23 protein-coding genes are annotated in these 18,349 nt (G+C 63.1%); 18 read left to right on the top strand and 5 right to left on the bottom strand.

What is annotated here, in order from left to right:
- The 4 genes from V7116_RS10750 to V7116_RS10735 all read right to left on the bottom strand — a co-directional run.
- A partial coding sequence (locus V7116_RS10750) for an alanine racemase (RefSeq protein WP_324391924.1) occupies window positions 1–228 on the bottom strand: 228 nt, incomplete at its 3' end.
- Window positions 229–531: 303 nt separating this feature from the next.
- Window positions 532–2,091: a WD40 repeat domain-containing protein gene (locus tag V7116_RS10745; protein WP_324391923.1), complete on the bottom strand. Its 1,560-nt coding sequence runs from the start codon at window positions 2,089–2,091 to the stop codon at window positions 532–534.
- A gap of 84 nt (window positions 2,092–2,175) precedes the next feature.
- A complete protein-coding gene (locus tag V7116_RS10740; protein ID WP_324391922.1) occupies window positions 2,176–2,952 on the bottom strand; it encodes an SH3 domain-containing protein in 777 nt (258 codons plus the stop codon).
- Window positions 2,953–3,134: 182 nt separating this feature from the next.
- Window positions 3,135–4,094 carry a tyrosine-type recombinase/integrase gene (locus V7116_RS10735; protein WP_324391921.1) on the bottom strand — a complete coding sequence of 320 codons (960 nt, stop codon included), beginning with the start codon at window positions 4,092–4,094 and terminating at the stop codon, window positions 3,135–3,137.
- Between the two features lie 287 nt (window positions 4,095–4,381).
- Here V7116_RS10735 and V7116_RS10730 point away from each other — a divergent pair, with 287 nt between their 5' ends.
- From V7116_RS10730 to V7116_RS25770, 15 genes are all read left to right on the top strand, one after another.
- Window positions 4,382–4,960 (top strand): GIY-YIG nuclease family protein, encoded by a 579-nt coding sequence (locus tag V7116_RS10730; RefSeq protein ID WP_324391920.1) that lies wholly within the window; start codon window positions 4,382–4,384, stop codon window positions 4,958–4,960.
- Window positions 4,957–6,288: a DnaA N-terminal domain-containing protein gene (locus V7116_RS10725; protein ID WP_324391919.1), complete on the top strand. Its 1,332-nt coding sequence runs from the start codon at window positions 4,957–4,959 to the stop codon at window positions 6,286–6,288. Before V7116_RS10730 ends, V7116_RS10725 begins: the two co-directional genes overlap by 4 nt.
- The gene (locus V7116_RS10720) at window positions 6,285–6,518 is read left to right on the top strand and encodes a LexA family protein (RefSeq protein WP_324391918.1); all 234 of its coding nucleotides are present in this window, start codon (window positions 6,285–6,287) and stop codon (window positions 6,516–6,518) included. The genes V7116_RS10725 and V7116_RS10720 overlap by 4 nt, the downstream gene beginning before the upstream one ends.
- Window positions 6,515–6,940, top strand: coding sequence for a hypothetical protein (locus V7116_RS10715; protein ID WP_324391917.1), 426 nt, complete (start codon window positions 6,515–6,517; stop codon window positions 6,938–6,940). The genes V7116_RS10720 and V7116_RS10715 overlap by 4 nt, the downstream gene beginning before the upstream one ends.
- Complete coding sequence (locus V7116_RS10710; RefSeq protein WP_324391916.1) at window positions 6,933–7,745, top strand: ParA family protein; 813 nt, start codon at window positions 6,933–6,935, stop codon at window positions 7,743–7,745. Before V7116_RS10715 ends, V7116_RS10710 begins: the two co-directional genes overlap by 8 nt.
- Window positions 7,742–9,958: a hypothetical protein gene (locus V7116_RS10705; RefSeq protein ID WP_324391915.1), complete on the top strand. Its 2,217-nt coding sequence runs from the start codon at window positions 7,742–7,744 to the stop codon at window positions 9,956–9,958. The genes V7116_RS10710 and V7116_RS10705 overlap by 4 nt, the downstream gene beginning before the upstream one ends.
- A 55-nt stretch (window positions 9,959–10,013) precedes the next feature.
- Window positions 10,014–10,466, top strand: coding sequence for a hypothetical protein (locus V7116_RS10700; protein ID WP_324391914.1), 453 nt, complete (start codon window positions 10,014–10,016; stop codon window positions 10,464–10,466).
- 61 nt (window positions 10,467–10,527) lie between these two features.
- The gene (locus tag V7116_RS10695) at window positions 10,528–11,340 is read left to right on the top strand and encodes a hypothetical protein (RefSeq protein WP_324391913.1); all 813 of its coding nucleotides are present in this window, start codon (window positions 10,528–10,530) and stop codon (window positions 11,338–11,340) included.
- A complete protein-coding gene (locus V7116_RS10690) occupies window positions 11,327–11,545 on the top strand; it encodes a hypothetical protein (RefSeq protein ID WP_324391912.1) in 219 nt (72 codons plus the stop codon). Before V7116_RS10695 ends, V7116_RS10690 begins: the two co-directional genes overlap by 14 nt.
- Window positions 11,546–11,553: 8 nt before the next feature.
- Window positions 11,554–11,985, top strand: a complete 432-nt coding sequence (locus V7116_RS10685; protein WP_324391911.1) for a hypothetical protein — start codon at window positions 11,554–11,556, stop codon at window positions 11,983–11,985.
- Window positions 11,982–12,419 (top strand): hypothetical protein, encoded by a 438-nt coding sequence (locus V7116_RS10680; protein ID WP_324391910.1) that lies wholly within the window; start codon window positions 11,982–11,984, stop codon window positions 12,417–12,419. Before V7116_RS10685 ends, V7116_RS10680 begins: the two co-directional genes overlap by 4 nt.
- Before the next feature lie 112 nt (window positions 12,420–12,531).
- The gene (locus tag V7116_RS10675; protein WP_324391909.1) at window positions 12,532–12,792 is read left to right on the top strand and encodes a hypothetical protein; all 261 of its coding nucleotides are present in this window, start codon (window positions 12,532–12,534) and stop codon (window positions 12,790–12,792) included.
- Window positions 12,793–12,975: 183 nt separating this feature from the next.
- Window positions 12,976–13,440: a hypothetical protein gene (locus V7116_RS10670; protein WP_324391908.1), complete on the top strand. Its 465-nt coding sequence runs from the start codon at window positions 12,976–12,978 to the stop codon at window positions 13,438–13,440.
- 171 nt (window positions 13,441–13,611) lie between these two features.
- Entirely contained in the window at window positions 13,612–14,079 is a 468-nt protein-coding gene (locus tag V7116_RS10665) for a hypothetical protein (RefSeq protein ID WP_324391907.1), read from the top strand.
- Entirely contained in the window at window positions 14,001–14,477 is a 477-nt protein-coding gene (locus V7116_RS25770) for a LexA family protein (RefSeq protein WP_442891823.1), read from the top strand. The genes V7116_RS10665 and V7116_RS25770 overlap by 79 nt, the downstream gene beginning before the upstream one ends.
- Window positions 14,478–14,724: 247 nt before the next feature.
- On the opposite strand, the gene V7116_RS10660 is transcribed toward V7116_RS25770, so the two are convergent.
- Window positions 14,725–14,850 carry a hypothetical protein gene (locus V7116_RS10660; RefSeq protein ID WP_324391906.1) on the bottom strand — a complete coding sequence of 42 codons (126 nt, stop codon included), beginning with the start codon at window positions 14,848–14,850 and terminating at the stop codon, window positions 14,725–14,727.
- Window positions 14,851–14,949: 99 nt separating this feature from the next.
- On the opposite strand from V7116_RS10660, the gene V7116_RS10655 reads away from it, so the two are divergent.
- From V7116_RS10655 to V7116_RS10645, 3 genes are read left to right on the top strand one after another with little or no spacing between them, the layout of a single operon-like run.
- Window positions 14,950–16,317 (top strand): DNA modification methylase, encoded by a 1,368-nt coding sequence (locus V7116_RS10655; protein ID WP_324391905.1) that lies wholly within the window; start codon window positions 14,950–14,952, stop codon window positions 16,315–16,317.
- Between the two features lie 5 nt (window positions 16,318–16,322).
- Complete coding sequence (locus V7116_RS10650) at window positions 16,323–17,033, top strand: hypothetical protein (RefSeq protein ID WP_324391904.1); 711 nt, start codon at window positions 16,323–16,325, stop codon at window positions 17,031–17,033.
- Window positions 16,966–18,348: a phage terminase large subunit gene (locus V7116_RS10645; protein WP_324391903.1), complete on the top strand. Its 1,383-nt coding sequence runs from the start codon at window positions 16,966–16,968 to the stop codon at window positions 18,346–18,348. Before V7116_RS10650 ends, V7116_RS10645 begins: the two co-directional genes overlap by 68 nt.
- Window position 18,349: the final 1 nt, after the last annotated feature.

Below are 18,349 nucleotides of genomic sequence, written 5' to 3'. Positions count from 1 at the left end.
ACGCCGCAGCTCGACGCCTTCCGCGACGCGGGCCACCGCGAGACGGCTCGCGCCCGCGTCCAGCGCCGCCCGGCCCACCGGGACCGCGCCGTGCCCGTAGGCGTTGGCCTTCACCACCGCGACGAACTCGGTTGACGGAGCCAGCCGCGTTTTGATAGCCCGCACGTTGTGCGCGATGGCGTCCAGATCAATTTCGGCAAAGGTGGGAAAAACAGGGGATGCAGACATGAGATTCAGGCGCTCCCGCCGCGTGACAGCCTGTGCTGCGTGACACTGCGCGGTGATTGTAGAAACGTGGCGAGGCATCCGCAACCGCGTTTATTGGCGAGAGCGCACAATTGATCGATCGAACGGTGTAGGGGCGTATTGCGATACGCCCCAGATCGTGATCTTGTAGGGGCAATTGCCACCCCACCACACCATGTTTGGCGGGGACCCCGGTTCACGAATTGCCCCTACGCATCACCGTTTTCTCCCCTCTCCAACTTGATTGGAGAGGGGCCGGGGGTGAGGTCGCCTTAAAAACGCCCGCTACCCCACCGCGCCGTCGGCGGTGGTGACTTCGCCGCTCTCGGCGGTCACGGCCAGATCTGGCTGCTCGGTCGTAGCGGCGTCCGGCGCAGCGCTGGCAGTCGGCACGGGCACGTTCGATTCCATCGTGCCTTCACCGACCGGCACGCCCCACAGGCGCAGCGCGCCGTCGTTGCCCGCCGTCAGCAGGAACAGCCCGTCCGGCGAAAACGCGACGCTGTTCACCGCCGCGTCACTGTCCAGCGTCGCGGCAACAGATCCCGACTCCGGCGCGACCGCGTTCCACAGTTGGACCGTGCCCCCGGCGTCATCGCCGCCCGACGAAGCGAGCAGGCTGCCGTCCGCGTTGAACGCCACGCCCGTCACCACGGCCTGATCGGACTGCAGCGTCCCGGCGGCCTTGCCCATCGCGTCCCCGGTCCAGCCGGTGTACCACAGGCGGACCGTGCCGTCCTCGCTGGCCGACGCCAGCAGCGTGCCGTCCGCGCGGAACGCCAGATCCCGGACGGCGGCGGTGTGCCCGGTGGCCGTCAGCAGGTGATCCCAGGCCGCGTCGACGCGCTTCTCGGTGGCGGTCACCTGGATCGCGTACAGGTCGATCGAGCCGCTCTCGTAGCCGATCGCCAGCAGCCAGCGGCCTTGCTCGTCACCGACCGGGCCAAACGCGAGGCTGGTGATCGGCACGTTGTTGTCGATCGTCGTCAGCAGCGTGCCCGTGCGCCCGCTCCACAGGTTGACCGTGCCCGCGCTCTCCGCCGATTCCGGCATGGTCGCGGCGGAAGCCACGATCAGCAGGTCGGGGCTGACGGCCACCGCGTTCACCGGCTGCTCGTCCTGAATCGCCATCACCAGCGCGTCGCCCCCGGCGGGCATCGCCTGGAAGAAGCGCACATCACCCAGGTCGCCGCCCACGGCCAGGACCGTCAGGCCACCGCTGGACGCAAAGTCGAGCGCCGTCACCGGCTCGTCACTGGTCGAAAGCCACTGCGGTTCGGCGCCCGGTGTGCCGGGCGCGACGAGCAGCACGCCGCCCGCATCGCCCGCCGAGCCAACCGCGATCGCGTCACCGCCCGGCGACCAGATCGCGGGCCCGACTGCGCCGCCGTCGCCCGTGTTGATCTGGGCCAGCTCCGCCACCTGCTGCGCCGTTTCGACGCTGATCGGGCTGCTGGCCGCCACGACATCACCGGACGGCGTATCGGGGCCCGCCTCGGTCGGGTAGCTGCTGCACAGCACCACCTGTGAGCCGTCCGACGCGACGCGGTAATCGTAGGTCACGCCGTCATAGCTCAGCACGACCACGTACCCCGGCGTCACCACCTGGCTGTACATCTGGCCTTCTTGCGGGCAGCCGAGACTGGTATCGCCAAAGTCCGTCGCGGTCCAACTGTACGAATCCAGCGCGTCCAGCGCGACGCTTTCCCCAAGCTGCTCGTTCAAATCAGACAGCGCCTGCTCGACGGCCTGTTGTTCGTCACCCTGGGCCAACACCTGCGCCACGGGCAGCGACACGACGAGCGCCAGCAGCAGCGCGATGCGCGCCAATAGACCTTTTATCATTCCGTACTCCTCTCGAATTCAACCGGCAAAACATCTGAAAACCAATACATGTGGGGGAGGCTGCCAGCACAGACCCGCACACCATTACCCAACCGGCTGGACGGTGGAAAACCGCTGCAAGACGGGCCGCAGCGTCACCTCATCCAGCTCGATCGCGGCGCGGCTGTTTCCGGTCACGCGCACCTGCACCAGATGCGTCCCGAACGGGACGATAATGAACGGGGCGCTGTCGTAGCCGACGATGGTGTTATAGCCCGGCGCGGTCCCCATCCGCACGATCGCGCGGCTGACCACCGTGCCGTCGATGCTCACTTCGACCGTCTGCGTGCCGTAGCCGCGATTGAGGAAATAGACCTCGACGCGATAGATGCCGCCCGCGTAGAGTCTCTTGCTGCGGCTCTGGCCCGTCACCATGCGCACGGTGAGATCGTCGATGGCCTGCCGCCGCAGTCGCAGAGTGCCATCCCCGCCCATGTTTTCCGCCTGCATGCGGATCGCGTACGGCGGCGTGACCAGCCGGAACATCACCGGCAGATCGTCCGGCGCGCCCAGCACCGTCACCCGCCACGCCGGAACCCATACCTCCTGATGGTTCCGCCACGTGCGCACCCAGGCATCGCTGCCGCGCGACGAGCGCCCGTCAATGGCGATCAGGCTGCCCGCCGTCAGGTACCCCACGACAGGGTAAAAGTTCGACGGTCCCGTGCGCACAAAAACCCCGCCCTGCCCTTCGATCACCGCCATCAGGCCGGGCAGCGGGCCGCTCTGCGCAGACGCCGCGCGGCGTTCGCCAAACAGGCCCACACCCAGCACGATGACAAGCAGAGCTGCCAGAATCGGGTTGAGTTTACGTACGTGCACGGCGATCTCTCCTCGTCGGCGGCTGCCGTTCTCGACCTCCCACATAGTTAAAGTTTAGCAACATCGCGCGATTTGATTTCGATGATCGCTCTACGCGTGCTGCATGACCGCCGGAAGCGACTTAGGAGCTATACGCGCGTTTGCTCAGGTTTGCTATACTCCTAAGATACCGCACAGGTGTTCTACACTATACTCTTACGCCTGAAGGGGATGATCTTCGGTTTCTGCGGTTCCTCCGGCGCGGGTGGCAGATGCTGCTCCAGCGCACGCGTAACACGATCCAGGTCCTGATTGACATAAAACCGCATCGTCGTTTCGACGTCACTGTGGCCCAATATGTGCTGGATCACGGCTGGCGCAATGCCATCATCCGCAAGTGACCGGCCACGCCAGTGGCGGATCGAGTGCGGGCGATACTCCACACCGCAAACCTCTTTGCTGAGCCGTACCACAAGCATCTGTATCGCAGCGGTTGTTAACGGTGGGTACCGCTCATCGCCGCGGCGCTGGGTCGAAACGAACAACCGGTCGTGGGTGGGTGCGGGCGTCAGACTGGCGCGCATGTCCCACCAGACGCGTAGCACGCGGTCAACTTCCGGCAGCAATGGCAATTCCACATCTTTACCTCCTTTCACGCGAAACACCAGTATGTGCCGGTCCCATCGAACACGATCGAGCGTCAGCCTAGTCACATCGCCAACACGCGCGCCATAGGTGGCGAGCAGCGCCAAGATCGCCGTGTTCCGCACGGCGAGAAACTGATAGGGGTGCCGCCTGGCGGCCAGAAGAATATCCGCCAGAACCTCCTCCGGCATGGCCCGATTGGTGAGCCCCTGGTGAGGCTCGTGAATTTCGACGAAGCGCGCCGGTGATCGTTCGATCCACTCACGTTTTACACACCAGTTGAAAAACGACTTCACGTGACGTCTCCGCGTGGCGAGCGTCGAGGCTGCGTATTCGCAAGCCACGAGCCGATCGTTCCAGCGATCCAGGTCATCGGTCGTAATTTCGTCGAGCGGGGTAGATGCGCCCAGTTCGTCCAGCACAGATCGCATGATGTAGGCGACGTGCGTGCGCGTCGCTGGGTTGGAGAAGTGATTCAGGTGACGATGAATTGCGGCTTCCAGCGTGGGTGCTGACATGAAACCTCCCGTTTTGATGTGAGTCAGCGCCGCACTAGGCCGAGAGAGTATGGAGAAGTATGCAGCGTTTCGGCACTACGTGCGAATCCGCTGGCTAGTGTAGCACCGGTGACCTAGCCGTTAGAGGCTAATTTTTAACAGTGACTGTTAGGAGTTAGCTGCTAGCGAGTAGGCCAGATGATTTCTGAACCGCAATCCGCCCCGTCATACGCAGTGTTGAGCACAGCGAACTGAAGACGCTGGACGGCACGAAGTAGAGATAGCGCGAGACAACAATGGAAAAAAACGTGAAACAACGAGTGGAAGAAAAGTTGGCGCTTAGCTGGGCTCCGATCAACGTCTTTTCTCACGATGGTGAGATTGTTCTGCGATTCGGCCACGAGATACTCGTCCACGACGAGGCGCTATATCTCATCGCCCAAATCGCAGAATTCTACAGCACGATCAGCCCCGAGAAAGTCAGGCAAATCAACGAAGAGACGGCTTTCAACGTCGCTCAGTTGAGTGCCCTCTGCCTCCACAAGCCAACTCCAGGCACGCTTTATCTTCTCCAAGCGGGCGAACTTTTCAAAATCGGCATCACTACCAGGACCGTCGAGGAACGTGCCAAAGAGATCGCTAGCCCAAACGGCCACAGCATCACCATTGTGTACTCCGCTTGGTTCAGCGACGCACGACGAATGGAGATGGTGTTTCACCAGTTCTTCAGTAAGAAGTTGGTGGTCGGCGAATGGTTCAGGTTGGAGGAAGAAGACATCGAGTTCTTTATTGCACATGCTAGAGATGATCTGGATATGCCAACTGAAAACACGGCGGCGTCGGGCGAATCGCTACCAAACTGTGACCCTGTGGATGGTGCAGCATGATCATCGGCTTCCACTGGGAGATGCGCGAGTACCTGCACGAGCTGCGCGCAGACGGGCCAGAGTCTTCGACTCGACATGACGCGCGCCTGCCCGTATTGATGACCCTAGCGCTTCACGCCAATCACCGGCTGCGGTGCTGGCCCACGACGCGGTTGCTATGCCAGGAGACCGGCTTCGCGAGCGCCGCCGTGGTCGAGGCTCGCAACTGGTTGATCGCACACAAGGCGATCCTGATCGTCCCTAACGAAAAGCGAGAGGGACTCGAAACCGCACTGCCCGGGCGCACCTTCGTCTATCAGCTCACCGGGATGATCGAGACCAGCCAGGGCTTACGGCCCTATCTAACCATGAGCGATGAAACCCGCGAACAGGTCACGCAGGAGCTGGCGCGCCTCATTATCAATGTTTCGGAAATCGAAACTTTGAGCGATAGCGATGTTTCCGAAACCAAAACATTAGACGACGTGAATGTTTTGGATAGTGAAACATTGAATCCTGCCAATGTTTCGCAAAGCGAAACTTTCAAAGTTTCGGAAACCGAAAGTTTCGGAAACCGAAACCAAAGTTCTTTAAAAGAAGAACTTGAAGTTTGTACCAGATCTCAAGGTAGCAAATCAGAAGCAGATCCTACCGATCAGATCGCTAGATCGGACAGCGCGCGCAACCCCTCCGCTGCTGCTGCCATTCAGGATGAGACCTCGATAGAAATCGCTATCGCCGAATCGGACGACGGCCCGGCCCCCAACATCCTGGCTCAGATCACCCGCGAGTACGAGAGCAACATTGCCGCAGTCACCGCGGCTAGCGCAGCCTGGCTGAAGGATGCCGCCGAGACGTACCCGGTCGAGTGGATCGTCGATGCCATCCGTCAGGCGGTGGTCTACAACAAGCGCAGCCTGGCTTACGTGCGCTCAATCCTGGAGCGCAAGCGTCGTGAACAGGACGAGATAACCGTTCGACGCGACGAATACAACCAGCTCATCGATGACGCCTCGCACATCGCGGCCACGCGGCCCACCCCACCGTCCAAGCAGGCACAGCCGATCGGACTCGACCAAGTCATTGGCTCGCGCAACATGCGCGTTGGCGACGCCTGGCAGGCGTTGCTTGGGCAGCTCGAACTGCAGCTCAATCGGGCCACGTACGATACCTGGCTGAAAGGCAGTACACCGGCGCGATACGAAGACGGGGTCCTGTGGGTTCGAGCCAAGCATCCCTACGCCCGCGAGTGGCTTGAGAAACACCTGCAGCAGTTGATGGACACAAGCATGGCAAATCTGGTCGGCGCGCCGATGCAGATTCGGTTCCTGAGTGAGGAGGCCGCATGACAACGGCAACACGCGGTAAGTTGACTGACCGCCAAGCGCGGGTGCTCACGTTCATCCGGCGCTACATCGAGCGCAACGGATGGGCACCGACCATTCGGGAGATTTGCGACGAGTGCGAGATCAGCAGCACGTCGGTCGCTGGCTACAACCTGGCGGCCCTGGAGGCCGCTGGGTTCATCCGCCGCGGCGATGGCGCGCGAATGATCGCGCTGGTGGAGGACGCGGAATGAGAGCGTATCGCGTGTGGGTCAAGTGGCTTGGGCTGCTGCTGGCGCTCCGTGCGCTGATCGTCGGCCTGGCCGCGCTCGTCGAGAAGCACGGCGGCATCGGCCCGGCGCTGACCGGGTTCGTCGCCGACTGGTTTGCCCTGTTGACCGGCTGGGATATCGCCGACCGGCTGGCAGGTTCAGACGCCGTGATCGAAGGATTGGTCTGGTTGGCGCTGGCTGGGCTGTTTGTGGCCACGCTGGTCGGGGAAGTATGGCTCCTGCGCGCTGCCGGTGGCTGGATGGCTGCCGGGCTGATGTGGCTGGAGATGCGTGGGCTGGACGTGCGGCGCTCGCGGCTGACCGCGCCGTCGTATCCGGATGGAGACAGCCGCGAGAACTATCGACCGTTTGAAGCATTGGAGAACCGGGGGAAACGTGACTGACATTCTGAACCGCATCATTGCCGTGGTATCGGGCAAGGGCGGCGTGGGCAAGACGTCGCTGGCGACCAACATCGCCGCGGAGCTGGCCAGCGCCGGGCACCGCGTGCTGGAGATGGACCTGGACCCGCAGGGCACGGCAGCACTCGTATGGCGGCTGCCCGCAATGCCCGCCATGTACAACGTTCTCAACGACGACGCGCAGATCCAGGACCTAGTGGCCGAGGTCGAGCCGGCGCGATGGACGATTCCCGGCGGCAAAGAAGGTGGCTCGCTGCACCTGCTGCCGGGTGACAACACCACCGCCGCGGCGTCGATCGGGCTGTACATGAAGCGCCGCCCGATCGGGCTGCTGCGCGAGCTGCTGGAGCCGCTGCTGGAACAGGGCGTGTACGACTTCATCGTGCTGGACACGCCGCCTTCCGTGCACCCGCTCGCGCCATACGTCTACGCCGCGGCAGGCATGGCCATCGTTCCGACCGACTGCGGCATCGAAGGCCTGGACGGGTTCCTACGCACGAAGGAGACCGTCGAGGCATCGAGCGATTCGCAGATGGAGATCGTCGCCGTGGTCCCCGATCGCATCCCGCACAGCACGGCGCTGCACGACCGGGTGATCAGTGACCTGCACGAGCGCTTCGGGGACATGGTCGTGCCGCCGCTCATGGAGCGCGACGTCTGGGCCAAGTCGGCCTACATGGGCAAAGCGCTGGGCGTGACGTCGCGCCGGTCGGTGGCCTACCGGGAATTCAAGATCGTGTACCGGCATATCGTCCGCGAACTACGGAAGCGAGGTATTGAGGCATGACCAGTAAGTTACAGAAGCAGCTGCGGGACGATGATCCGCTCTCGGCGCTGGCTGCGATGAGCGGAGTGAAGGCGCGGCGTCAGGCCGAAGCCGCCGAAGCCGCTGAAACCGCCGAGGCGCGAGTGGTCACCCTCGCCGAACTGGAGATCCTGGACGAGGTGCAGCCGCGCGCTAACGGTCTCGATCAGACGCGCGTCGAGTATCTCAAGCAGGTGATCCTCAACGGCGGCAAGTACAAGGACCCGCTCGACGTGTTTCGTATCCCGGGGCGAAGCAAGCTGATCGTCGCCGGTGGCTTTCACCGGCACGCGGGCTATGCCGGAGCGATGACTGAGGCGCAGTCCGAATCCGAACATTACTCGCTGCCTCTGCAGCCCTTGGAAGCGATCGTGCACGATGGAACCCTGGCAGATGCGATCGAGTTTGCTGAGGAAGACAACCTGCACCACGGCCAGCCGCTGACCGACGCCGATCGGCGGAGCATCTACGAACGCCGCGTCGCGCGTGGGCACGCCTGGACAAGCATGTCCAATCGCGCCGTGGCCGCGGAGTTGGGGGTGAGCCACGTCACCGTTGGGAAGTGGCGCAGGGAATTCGAAAACGAATCAGGTGTTAATAAGTTAACACCTGATCAAACGCGGATCGGTGCCGACGGCAAGGTGTACGACACGACGAACATCCGCAAAGGCAGCGCCCTGCGCGCCGCGCGACAGGCGTTGGAAAAGCTCGACTTGCCCGCCCTGGCAGAAATCGACGCGGATGCGCACGAGGAACTCCGGCGTTTGATGCTCTCAAGTGTCGAGTACATCAAGGGTCTGGCTGTCTTCGGCAACAGCGATGACGTGCGTGGGACGCTCCGGGACTACTTGCCCTATGGTCTCGCCATCGAACTAGACGAACCGCCCTTCGATGAGTCACGGCTTTCGTTGGTCGAATGGTTCCGCACGCAGTTACCAAAGTGGGACGATGAGCGCCGCATCGCTCGAATGCGCGAGGACGAGATCCAGCGCGCGATGGACCGGATGCTGGCCATGCTGGCGATCAACGCACGGCGCGACCTTTTCCGCGCCATGCCCGGTTTTGCGACGGGCGTGCTTGACGAGGCCTATGGTCGGCTTCAGACTGCTGGCCTGATCGTGGCCGACGGTGAGTACACCCGGCTGGCCGCGTCGCCCGACACCGCCGGTAATCCGGCACCCGACCTAGCCGGTGGTGATCAGGACGAGCGCGACGCGGTGCAGGTGGTCCGCGAAGCAATCCTGACAGCGCTTTGTGAGCGCCCGCTCGGGGTTGCGGAACTGAAGCGCGAACTCGGTGCGCAAGTCTCGCACATGATCTACGAAGTCGCCCGCGACTCGCTGCTCCAGGAGGGACTGATCGTCCAGGTGAGGGACGTCCAGTCCGGACGTGCAAGCTACCGCGTGGCCGACGAGGGCTGCATTCCCACCGATACGGACGCAGCATCGGTGCCCGAGGACCCCGAGCTGGTCACCCTGATCCTCTCCGCTCTTTCTGATGGCCCCATGTCCAGCCTCGAACTCAACCAGCGTATGCCGGTCGAGTTTAGCGGCCTATGGCGTGCGCAGCTCCAGGCGATGATCGACGCGGGCGAGGTGCTCACGTCTGACTCAGCCTTGCCGGAGCTGGATGCGCCAAATACGCCGAGCGCGGTGCTCTACTGGCTGTCGTCACTGTCGTTCGACGAGGCACACGAGGCGATCGAGGAGCGCATCGACGGCTTCGCGGGCGTGATCCGAGACTGCCTGAAATACGGCGAGATGCTGACGGCGCGGGAGCTGTATCGCGCGGTCCGGGCGCAGCGGTCTGCTCGCATGGACGATGGTCTGTTCCAGGTCGCCCTGCGGCGGTTGGTTAGCGCGAAGACCCTCCGGACGACCGCCCAGGGCCGGTACGTGCTGATCACCAACCCCGAGCCTGCACCGCAGGCCGCGCTGGAGCCCGTACACGAGGCTGACGTGCTGACACAGTTCGAGGCTACGCTGCAGAGGTTCGCGGATGTAGCGGTAGAGCTGAGCCTTGAGGCTGAGACCGTGCGTAACGGCATCCGGCAGGGCGAGATTAGCAACGCCGATCTCAATCAGGGCCTGATCCTCGACGCGCTCGACTTCTGCACGGGATACGAGCAGCAGGATGGCCAACACATCGCCGGTGTGCTCGACGTCCTACGCGAGCTAACCCCGGAGGAGAACTGATGGAGCAGCCCGAACGGTGGGTTATCTTGCGTTTCAAGGCGGGGAGGTCCTGATCGTGTGCGAACTCTGTGAGGAAAACGGCGGCAACTATGTGAGCTGCCCCGATTGCGGATGCCTGATCTGCATGGACGTGACCGGCGGAGTCGGTGACGACGTGCTGCGCCCAGCGTACGTCACCTACGCGGGTGATCTGGCCTGCAGCATCTGCGGCCAGCGCGCGGATCGTGACTTTGAAGAGGAGGCCGACGAGATGGACTTTGGCTTCTTCGAGGACGTGATGGGCGATTTCGCTGACGCTCAGGACGGAGACGAGGATGAAGACTTCGACACGCGACGAGAGGAGTACGTCGCGCGTCGCATCCGCGAGCATGAAGAGGCGGGCAACACGACCTACGTCGTCGGCGACTTCTACGAGGAGTACGACACGGGCGACCTGCGTGCGCCTCGCATCACCGCGCCTGGCGTGATTGACGATCGTCCCGCGCTGGACGACGACCTGCCGTTCTGATCCCACCCCGAACGACCGGGAGAGCCGCGAGTACGGCTCTCCCTCAGCGCAGGAGGTCCTCATGGCAAAGACTCGTTACCCGTGGCTGCAGATGGCGGCACTCGCCGGCGAGCTGGTGCGAGAACTCGAACCGGTGTGCTCGCGCCTTTCGGTGGCCGGGTCGCTGCGCCGCGGCCAGGATCGGATCGGTGACATCGAGCTGGTCGCCATTGCCGACGGCACGTTGCTCGACGAGCAGTGCAACGAGTGGTTGGCGCACGGGATCATAGAGCAGCGCCGGAAGTCCACCGGCTCCCTCCTCGCCTGGGGATCACGGTATAAAGCATTCGTTTACGATGGCATTCCCGTTGATTTGTTTATCACATCTGCACCTCAGTGGGGACTCATTTACCAGATCCGGACCGGACCGGGCAGCAGCGATCAGCCGCGCTGGCCCGGCGGGGCGAATCAGATGCTGATGACGCCCCACAGCCGCGGCGGTCTGCTGCCGGATCACGATCACGATACGCTGCGTGTCGAAGGGGGCTGGATGTGGCGGGGCGATCGTCGTCTCGACACACCAGAGGAGTTGGACGTCTACCGGCTCCTGGGCATCCCGCTCATCGCGCCCTTTTTTCGGGATATCCCGAACTACACCCGCGTCCGTAAGGAAGGCAGCGCGCTCGTCGAGCACCTGCGTGAGCAGCAATTCCACGTCGGCATGGCGCGGGATACGTTCTGGCCGGTGATCGGCTGGTGTACGCCCGGCATGATCTACTTCCCCAGCGGGGACTACTACTTGCCATACAACAATACAGCGCTCATCCGCCTGGCGGACCGGTTGCGGCGCGACGAACAGATCGAGGTGGGGGTTTCCGAAAATGTCCTTGTTTGAACAATGGATTTGCAACGAGGTCACCGCGAGCTGGCGGCGAACGCGCCAGCCGGTCCGGACGCGCGTGCTGGCGGATCTCACGGGCAAGCATGATCGGACGGTGCGCTACGTGCTGGTGCGTCTGGAGTCGCGCGGGGTGATCGAGCGGCGCGGGCAGCGGGGCGGATGGATGCCGGTGCGATCAGTATTTGGCCAGGGTGGATAGGGTATCAGATGAACCAGGATGAGATTCGTAACCTAAGTGATGACGCGCTCAATCGAGCCATCGCTGAACGATCGGGCTGCCGCGTTGAAGTCAGCGACGCAGGGCGCTTCCGCGTGCTCGATCTACAGGGGGAGCCAGTCAGCCCGACGTGGCACCGAGATGAGGATACAGCGTGGCGCTATGCACTGCTACCGGATCGTCTCCCCGATTGGACGCATGATATCGACCAGTGCTTGCGTGATCTGGACCCGCTGATAGGTGCGCTGGGGAGTAGCGAGCTCGTGATCTACCCTACCATGGGCAGAGCAACTGTCTGGGTCGAAATTCGGTGCGACTGGTCCTATGGCGATTTCACGCACTACGCCGAGGTTGAGGCCCCGTCTCGCAAGCGTGCCTTGGCTGAGCTGCTGCTGATCGCTCTGACTGTGGAGCAGAAATGAGACGTCGTAAGCGGAAGCGTACCAGCGATGGATTGTGGCATCGCTTCGGTGCCTGGCTGGATAAGCGATGGGAGAAGAGCCACGCTCTGGATCTTGCTCGCCGTGTCCACTACGTGGCTCGCACCCTGGGAGAGCCACGCCCTCGAACCTCGTCCAGTCGTCGCGATTGGGGTTGGTCGGTCCATGCTTACGAGGACGCGACACTGCTGTTAGAGTCGAATGAAACAGGCCTGGCTCGTATCGATGGTCCGGATCCGATCAGCGTGCGCGTGCATTGGCTGGGCGAACTGGTATTCGAATGCAACTGCGATGAGATAATACAGTTCAATTATGGAGCGGCTTGGATTGGAGCGGTGGACCAGATCTACCGCGATCTGATATCCAAGAAGCGACGCGCGGCTGCTGCGCGATTCCAAGATATGGAAGACATCTGAGGTTACATTCCGCTCAGGGATGACCGGCTGCTCAGCCTCCGGTCAGGGTGCCCTTTAATCGTATCATGCAGTCACTGGATTGGATTGCACACGATACGAGAGGAGCACCACCATGAACGACGTAGATTTTGCTGACCGCACGAGCAACCACGATGACGAGCGCCTCGAGCGACTGGACATGCTGGATGAAGCACGCGGGTACATCGACGAGGCCGTCCGCCTCATCCGCGAGGCGACGCGGGGCACGACCGAAGAGGCGGGCGCTAGAGCCTACGTGATCCCCACGCTCAAGATGTGCGCGGGTAACGATCACGAGTACCTGGCCAACCAGCCGTACAACATCGAGGAGCTGCGCGCGGCGCTTCAGGAGTAAGACAAAGCTCGACGGGATCGTATGGGGCGCACCAGCGCCCCTTTTTTTTTGCTGCCAGACTCGCCGGATCAGGTTACATTCCGCTCAGGGATGACCGGCTGCTCAGCCTCCGGTCAGGGCGCTCTTTAATCGTATCATGCAGTCACTGGATTGGATTGCACACGATACGAAAGGAGCACCACCATGAGCACTACCCTACGCGATTACGCTGAAGTTTTTCACCTGGCCCCGACCGCGACGTCGAGCGAAGAACGCCTGACCATCGACCGCCCGGATCGCCGGAACGGCCACAACAACACGTACGATCTGACGAAAGTATCGCCCGCATCACGCGCGCGCATCCAGCGCTTGCTGGCCGAGGTGCCCTGGTATTACCAGGGGATGACGCCAAACGGCTGGCGGGGTTACGCTTACACTGCACCGGAACCGGAGATGAGGCGCAGCGAAAGACTGAACATGCTGGACGAAGCCCGCGCGCACATCGAGGCGGCCATCCAGCTGATCCGTTTGAGCACGCTGGAGACGGGCCAGGAGCCGCTCGCGGAGCTTTCACTGATCCCGCGACTGACGAGCTGCATCCGCAATCACCACAGCAGGGCGAGCAAGAATCCAGCCAACATCGAGTGCATTCGCGCCGTACTCAAGTAGCACGCTAAGCAGACCGGGGGCGCAGAAGCGCCCCTTTTTTTTGCCACCAGCCCCGCCGGATCAGGTTACATTCCGCTCAGGGATGACCGGCTGCTCAGCCTCCGGTCGGGGTGCGCATCCATCGTATCATGCAGTCATTGGATTGGATCGCAGACACGGAGGAGCACCACGATGAGCATTTTCTTACGCGATTACGCTGAAGTCTTCGAGATCGACGCGACCGCCCCGACGAATCAGAACAAGCTGGTGATCGACCGCCCGGATCGCCCGCGCGAGCATCATCATACCTACGACCTGGCGACGATCACGCAGGCGTCACGCGCTCGCCTGGAACGGCTGCTGGACCGGATGCCAACATCCTACGAAGGCCTAGCCTTCACCGGCTGGAAGGGCTACGCAACGCAGGCCAGCAGCGTAGAGCCAGGACGCGGCGAGCGGCTGGACATGCTGGAGGAGGCGCGCACGCACATCCAGGAGGCCATTCGACTGGTACGAACGGCCACCGCCGGAACGCGCGAAGAAGCGCGCGCTGACGCCTACCTGATCAGTACGCTCCAGATGTGCACCGGCAACCCCCACGGCTACCTGGGCCGCCAACGCGCCAACATCGACGAGCTGCTCGAATCGCTGGAAAGCTAACGAAAGCAAGGCCAGCAGGGGCGCGCGCAGCGCCCCTTTTTTGTCTCAATGAATTTCCGAAAGCAACACGCCGTGACTATATCATCGGGATATGGCTTACTGGTGTATACGAGAGGGTCAACTCGCCTTTGTACCAACGGAAGAGATCTCGATGGAATGGGGAGACGCAGCGCGATGCGATCTTGCGCTATATCTGCTGGTTGTCCCGGGAACAGAACGGCATCCCGCCGACCATCCAGGAGATCGCTGACGAATTCGATCTTCACCCATCTAGCGTGCAAACCCATCTGCGCAAGCTCGAGAATGAGGGGCGTATTTCGTGGGTCGGGAATCGCAGTCACAAACGGATTATGGTCGAGCAGTCAGAGTGGACGCAGCCCAAAGACGTAGAGCTATGAACCATCCGTCATATAAACGATCCGCCATATAAACGATCTTACATGCGCGGAACGCATGTGCTACACTGAATCTCGAACCCCCCGTGACCCAATCCACGCCCTCGCTGCTCCCTGTGGCTGGTTCGATTACCGCGGCGAGGGCGGGTGGTGGGGACCTTAAAACGAAAATCGCGGGCGTGATGCCCGATGCGATTTCTTTGGGGGCAGTGGCTCCCACTGGCGGGCGTCAGGGTCCATCCTACGCCCGTCACATCACCACCGGCTGATCACCGGTGGGATTGTAATCCGGCGAGGTCGCTGTACCTCGCAGTGTCCATTCAGGCGACAGCGCGCCATGCGTGCTGTCGCTTTCGTTTTTTCCAGGAGCATCCATGCACATTTTTCCGGATCTCATGCTGATCTGGCTCGCGGCCCAAGTCCCGCTCGGGATGCTGTTCGGGTGGCTGCTGGAGCGTGCCGGCAAGGCGGCTGAATGAGCGACCTGGCAGGGCAGTTACTCAGCTTGCGCTACGTGACGCTCGACCAGGCGCTGACGTGGCGCTGGGGCGAGAATCCGAAGCGACACGATCTGGATCAGCTGGCAGCGTCCATCCGGCGCTACGGCTTCCGCGATCCGTCGCTCTACGACGCAACGCTGGCCGGGATTCCGGCAGGCAACGGGCGGCTGGAGGCGCTGGATCTCATCCGCAGGGCGGGTGAAGAGCCGCCCCCTGGCGTCGGGTTGGATGTAGACGGCAACTGGTGCGTGCCGCTGGTGTTCGGCGCAGACGCGGCCTCCCGCGCGGCGGCGGAAGCCTTCGGCGTGGCGCACAACAACCTGACCGTCGTCGGGTTCAGCGCAGCGGAAGTAGCGCGACTGTGGCAGGAGGCGGACTACCTGGCGCTGCTGAAACGCCTGGCCGCCGCGGACGAGCTGCCGATCACCGTCGACGAAGACGACCTCGTCGGATTGATCAACCTCCTTGAGGAAGAGCCTGAGTTCGAAGCGGCGGAGGATCCGGGCGCGGACCTGGATCACGCCGAGGAGCTGCAGCAGAAGTGGGCGACGGCGCGCGGCCAGTTGTGGGAGATTCCCTCCCTGACCGTGCCCGGTCGGGCGCACCGTCTGCTGTGCGGTGACGCCACTGACCCCGCCGACGTCACCCGCCTAATGGGCGACGAGCGGGCGATTCTGTTCGCCACCGATCCACCCTACCTGGTGGACTACGACGGCACGAACCATCCCCACAAGTGGGGCGAGCCGGACGCCAACAAGGACTGGAGCGCGACCTACCACGACTGGGACGACGCGACGCAGGGTGATGGCCTGTACGACGGCTTCGTGAGCTGTGCGATCGAACACGCCATCCAGCCCAACGCGGCATGGTACTGCTGGCACGCCAGCCGCAAGCAGGCGCTGCTGGAGGCGGTCTGGGAGCGGCACGGGGCGTTCGTGCACCAGCAGATCATCTGGGCCAAGGACCGGCCCATCCTGACGCGCAGCTGGTACATGTGGCAGCACGAGCCGTGTTTCTTCGGCTGGGTGAAGGGCCAGAAGCCGCCGCGCGTGGCCGACGATTACCCCTCGACCGTCTGGGACCAGCCGACAGTTCCCGCAGGCGAATCGACCGATCACCCGACGTCGAAGCCGGTCGAGTTGTTTGCAATCCCGATGCGCCAGCACACGCGCTTTGGCGAGCTGTGCTACGAGCCGTTTTCAGGCAGCGGCAGCCAGCACGTGGCGGGCGAGCAGACGGGGCGGGTGGTGTACGGGCTGGAGCTGCAGCCGGTGTACGTAGCGGTCATCCTGGAGCGGTTGGCAGGCATGGGGCTAGAGCCACGCCTGGCCGAGGGCGGGTGATGTGAGTGACCGACCCTCATCCCTCCCTCGATCCCGTCGAGGCGACCACGCCCGCAGAGTGCGAGCAGCTCGCCAGCGAGACCAACAAGGCCTATGCCGCCTTCATGGACTACTGCCGACTGGGACCGGGGCGCAGTCTAGCCAAGCTGCTGGACCGCTACCAGACCGAGACCAAACCGGGACCAGATTTGCCGCCGATCGTCCCGCCAACGAAACGACTGGCGACGCTGAAGGACTGGTCCGGGCGCTTCGACTGGCAGAAACGGGTCGAGGCCTGGGACAAAGCGCAGGACGAAGCGGAGCAGGCATTGTGGGAAGCGCGCCGTCGGCGCATCCGCGAGGCGGATTGGACGGCAGGCGAATCGCTCCGCAAGCTGGCGGCGCAGCTCCTGGAGCAGACGCCGCAGTTCTTCAAAACGACACGACGTCTGGTGAAGGGACAAAACGGCGCGGCGGACCGCGAAGTCATCACCCTGGCACTGGATCAGGCGACGCTGTTCAAGGCGATCGAGCTGGCCAGCAAGCTCCAACGGCAGGCGGCGGAACTCTACGACGTCCACCGCATGGAGCACAGCGGTATCGATGGGGGTGAAATCCCGATAAAGCTCTACGGGAGCGGGTTCTCGCCGGACGATTGGGACGATGACGATGGCAGCGACACGGACGCAGACTCGCCCGACGACGCGAGCGCGGCGGACGCCGCCACAGACGACTAAGCACCTTTACAACCCATATCCCTGGCAGATTCCGTTCCTGCGCGACAAGTCGAAGGTGGTGCTGCTGACCGGCAGCGCGGGCGGGGGCAAGAGCCGCGCCGCGCTGGAGAAGGTCAATGCGTACATGCTCAAGTACCACGGCGCGACCGGCCTGATGCTGCGCAAGGCGCGCGAGTATGCGAGCAAATCGCTCGTGCCAATGCTGCGCCGCACCGTCACCGGCAACGACCCGCGCATCCGGATGCTGAAGTCGGACACGCTGTTCGACTACCCCAACGAGAGTGTCCTCTATTGGGGCGGCATGAAAAATGCCGAACAGCGTGAGGCGCTGCGGTCGATCGGCGGCGACGGCTCGGTCGACATCATCCTCATCGAGGAGGCGACGGCCTTCACGGAGGATGACTACAACGAGCTGCTGGCCCGTCTGCGTGGCAAGGCGGCCCCGTGGCGGCAGCTGATCCTCTGCACGAACCCGGATGCGCCGAGCCACTGGATCTACCAACGCCTGATCCTGGGCGGCGAGGCCTCGGTCTACTACAGCAGCGCAGCGGATAACCCGGCCAACCCGCCGGATTATCTGGAAACGCTGGCCGGCCTGACCGGGGTGCTGGGCCTGCGATTGCGCGACGGCAAGTGGGTCCAGGCGGAGGGGGCAGTGTATGCCGACTTCGACGCGGACGTCCACGTGATCGAGCACTTCAACCCGCCCTCGACGTGGCGGCGGATTCGCGCGATCGACTTCGGGTTCGTCAACCCGTTCGTCTGCCAGTGGTGGGCCATCGACAGCGACGGGCGCATGTATCTGTACCGTGAGCTGTACGTGACGCACACCCTCGTCGAGGACTGCGCCCACCAGATCAACGCCCTCACCGTCGGGATCGACGTCGACGAGTGGAAGGGACTCTCGGAGCGAGAGCAGTACCAGCTCCGGGCGAAGGGCGAGCGCATCGAAGCGACGCTGGCGGACCACGATGCGGAGGACCGGGCGACGCTGGCGAAATATGGCATCCCGACCACGCCAGCTCGCAAGGACATATCGCTAGGGATTCAGGCGGTGCAGCAGCGACTGCGCCGTCAGGCGGATGGCAAGCCCCGGCTCTTCGTCATGCGCGGGGCACCGGTCGAGGAAGACGACCGGCTGGGCGCGAAGCCGAAGAGCACATTGGCTGAATTTCCGGCCTACATCTGGAAGAAGGCCCGCGAAGGGGAGCAGGGCCGGGAGGAACCGGTAGATGCAAACAACCACGGACTGGACGCGACGCGATACGCGGTCATGTATGTGGATCAACCATCCGATTGGGGCGCTGATGCCTAAG

It is taken from the genome of Aggregatilinea sp., assembly GCF_036822615.1.
Taxonomy (GTDB): Bacteria; Chloroflexota; Anaerolineae; order Aggregatilineales; family Aggregatilineaceae; genus Aggregatilinea.
The sequence above is the reverse complement of the archived record's forward strand: the minus strand, read 5'-3'. Positions and strand labels throughout refer to the sequence as shown.